We start from the raw sequence: 2,305 nt of genomic DNA on the forward strand, positions 1-2,305 counted from the left end.
GCCACCCTGGCCGAGTTTCCGTCTACCGGCATCGTCCTTAACCCGATCGACTGGGCAGCCATCGAACTGCTCAAGGACAGCGAGAACCGCTACATCATTGGCAAACCGCAAGAAGGCACTTCGCCGCGCTTGTGGAACCTGCCAGTTGTCGAGACTCAGGCCATCCTGCAGGACCAGTTCCTGTGCGGCGCCTTCAATCTTGCGGCGCAAATCTTCGACCGCATGGGCATCGAAGTACTGATCTCCACCGAAAACGACAAGGACTTCGAAAACAACATGGTCACCATTCGCGCTGAAGAGCGACTGGCCTTCGCGGTATATCGCCCTGAAGCCTTCGTCACCGGCCCACTGACCAAAGCGCCTTAACCCGACCTCAGCAAGCGGTTCAACGGCCGCTTGCCTTTCACGGAGCAATGACCATGGCCCGTACATCCCCCGCACCCGCCCCAGAAACCGCAGAAACCGCTGACACCGCTGACACCGCTGACACCGCAAAAGAATCACCCGTCGCTCCCGAATCGGCAACGGCGCCAGATCTGGGCAAACCTGATCCCTCAACCGCGAACGAATTACCGCAATCCCCTGTGCTGCTCGACTCACCGGCTGAGCCTGAGCCAACTTCGGCGCCGCAAGCCAAGCAGGAACCGCTCGATCAAAGCGGCATGCTCACCCTCTATCCACTGCGCAGCTACCTGGATGGCAAAGACATCAAGCGTGCAGGCGGCGAGGGTTACCAATCGCCCAAACACGACGCCGCGCTACTGATCGCCAAAGGCCTCGCCACGCTGACTGATCCAAGAGTCTGACATGACCGTCATCGATATCGACGTGGCCATGCAGCACCTGCGTGCAGAACCCGAAGATCAGGCCCACGTCGAAATCCTGCTGGCCGCTGCTGAAGACGACGCGATGAAGTTCCTCAATCGGCGTTTTTACCGCGATAACGACGCCCTTGAGGCGGCGATCCTGGAGGGCGCGGCAGGCACGGCACCGATGCTGATTTCGCCTTCGGTACAGGCTGCATGCTTGCTGATCGTGGGCCGCTTATTTGAAGAGCGCGAAGACGGCGAGGCACTCCCAAAGGCATCGCGCGCTTTGCTGACACCTGACCGTGTGGGCTGGGGGATCTGAATGAAAGCCGGACGATTGCGCCACCGCGTGGATATCCAGTCCAAAGTCAGCGGGCAAGACCCGGTAACCGGGGAAGTTATTGAGGGCCAATGGGTCACGGTATGGGCCCGGTGTCCGGCTGCTGTCGAGCCACTCAGTACCCGTGATCTGTACGCCGCTCAAGCGGCACAGTCCGAAGCCATTGCGCGCATCACTATTCGCTATCGCAAAGGGGTGTTGCCGGCCATGCGCATTTTGCACCGTGACAAGGTGTACAGCATCGTCGGTCAGCCGTTGGCGGACGCGCAGTCGGGCCTTGAGCACTTAACCCTTCAGGTGACCACCGGAGTGAATGATGGCTGACGGCATGAACTTCGATATTCAGGGATTGAATGGTGTAGTTGGCAAAATGCGCACCTTGGGGCCGCGCTTGCGCAAGAAAGGCCTGCGCAAAGCCGCGCGCGCCGCCATGAACATCGTGCGGGATGCGGCCAAGGCCAACGCTAAAGCCATTGATGACCCGCAAACGCGGGAAAAGATATTCAGAAACATCATCACCCAGGAAGCGACCAAACAATCGCGCCGCGAAGGCGGGGTAGTGATGCGGGTAGGCGTGCGCGGCGGTGCCGGGTCAAACCAGCACAGCACCGATGCCTCCGGTAACCCGGGTGGCGACACCCGGCACTGGCGGTACATCGAGTTTGGTACCGAGCATATAGGTGGCCAGCCGTTTATGCGCCCAGCCTTCTCCAATAACGTCAGTGCGGTGACTGAGCGCTTCGTGACGACCCTCAACACTGAAATAGACGCTTTGCTCGGAGGTGGTTGATGTACGCGCCGATCTTCGCTGTGTGCGCGGCTGATCCGGCTGTCACAGCATTGCTAGGTTCTTCGCCGCTCAGGATTTACCCGTTCGGGGAAGCCCCCGAAGGCGTGCCCAAGCCCTACATGGTGTGGCAAACCATCGGCGGAAGCCCTGAAAACTATTTGGCCCACCGGCCAGACATTGATGGCTTCGGTTTGCAGATCGATGTCTACGGGCTTTGCGTGACACAGACCCGTGACGTCGCCAAGGTGATCAGAAACGCCATTGAGCTGAAGGCCACCATCACGCGATGGGGCGGCGACTCGCACGACCCGAAAACCAAAACCTACCGCTACAGCTTCGATGTGGACTGGCTGGTACCGCGCTAAA

The 2,305-nt window shown here is 59.7% G+C and carries 6 protein-coding genes; all 6 read left to right on the forward strand.

The features are described from left to right. Positions 1–366, forward strand: a 366-nt coding sequence (locus ACP7A4_RS22920; RefSeq protein ID WP_426248487.1) for a phage major capsid protein, incomplete at its 5' end; no start/stop codon positions are given. Positions 367–419: 53 nt separating this feature from the next. Continuing rightward, positions 420–806: a hypothetical protein gene (locus tag ACP7A4_RS22925; RefSeq protein WP_426248488.1), complete on the forward strand. Its 387-nt coding sequence runs from the start codon at positions 420–422 to the stop codon at positions 804–806. 1 nt (position 807) lies between these two features. Further along, positions 808–1,131, forward strand: a complete 324-nt coding sequence (locus ACP7A4_RS22930) for a head-tail connector protein (protein ID WP_048366408.1) — start codon at positions 808–810, stop codon at positions 1,129–1,131. Further along, a complete protein-coding gene (locus ACP7A4_RS22935) occupies positions 1,132–1,473 on the forward strand; it encodes a phage head closure protein (protein WP_426248489.1) in 342 nt (113 codons plus the stop codon). Next, positions 1,466–1,939 (forward strand): HK97-gp10 family putative phage morphogenesis protein, encoded by a 474-nt coding sequence (locus tag ACP7A4_RS22940; protein WP_048366406.1) that lies wholly within the window; start codon positions 1,466–1,468, stop codon positions 1,937–1,939. The genes ACP7A4_RS22935 and ACP7A4_RS22940 overlap by 8 nt, the downstream gene beginning before the upstream one ends. Further along, positions 1,939–2,304 carry a DUF3168 domain-containing protein gene (locus ACP7A4_RS22945; protein WP_426248490.1) on the forward strand — a complete coding sequence of 122 codons (366 nt, stop codon included), beginning with the start codon at positions 1,939–1,941 and terminating at the stop codon, positions 2,302–2,304. Before ACP7A4_RS22940 ends, ACP7A4_RS22945 begins: the two co-directional genes overlap by 1 nt. Position 2,305: the final 1 nt, after the last annotated feature.

Origin of the sequence: Pseudomonas sp. TWR3-1-1, assembly GCF_049896545.1 — a bacterium.
GTDB lineage: Bacteria > Pseudomonadota > Gammaproteobacteria > Pseudomonadales > Pseudomonadaceae > Aquipseudomonas > Aquipseudomonas weihenstephanensis.

Bases quoted from the DNA above. Each gene is read 5' to 3' on its own strand.
- ACP7A4_RS22935 (WP_426248489.1), top strand. From the start codon at position 1,132: ATGAAAGCCGGACGATTGCGCCACCGCGTGGATATCCAGTCCAAAGTC.
- ACP7A4_RS22945 (WP_426248490.1), top strand. From the start codon at position 1,939: ATGTACGCGCCGATCTTCGCTGTGTGCGCGGCTGATCCGGCTGTCACA.
- ACP7A4_RS22925 (WP_426248488.1), top strand. From the start codon at position 420: ATGGCCCGTACATCCCCCGCACCCGCCCCAGAAACCGCAGAAACCGCT.
- ACP7A4_RS22940 (WP_048366406.1), top strand. From the start codon at position 1,466: ATGGCTGACGGCATGAACTTCGATATTCAGGGATTGAATGGTGTAGTT.
- ACP7A4_RS22930 (WP_048366408.1), top strand. From the start codon at position 808: ATGACCGTCATCGATATCGACGTGGCCATGCAGCACCTGCGTGCAGAA.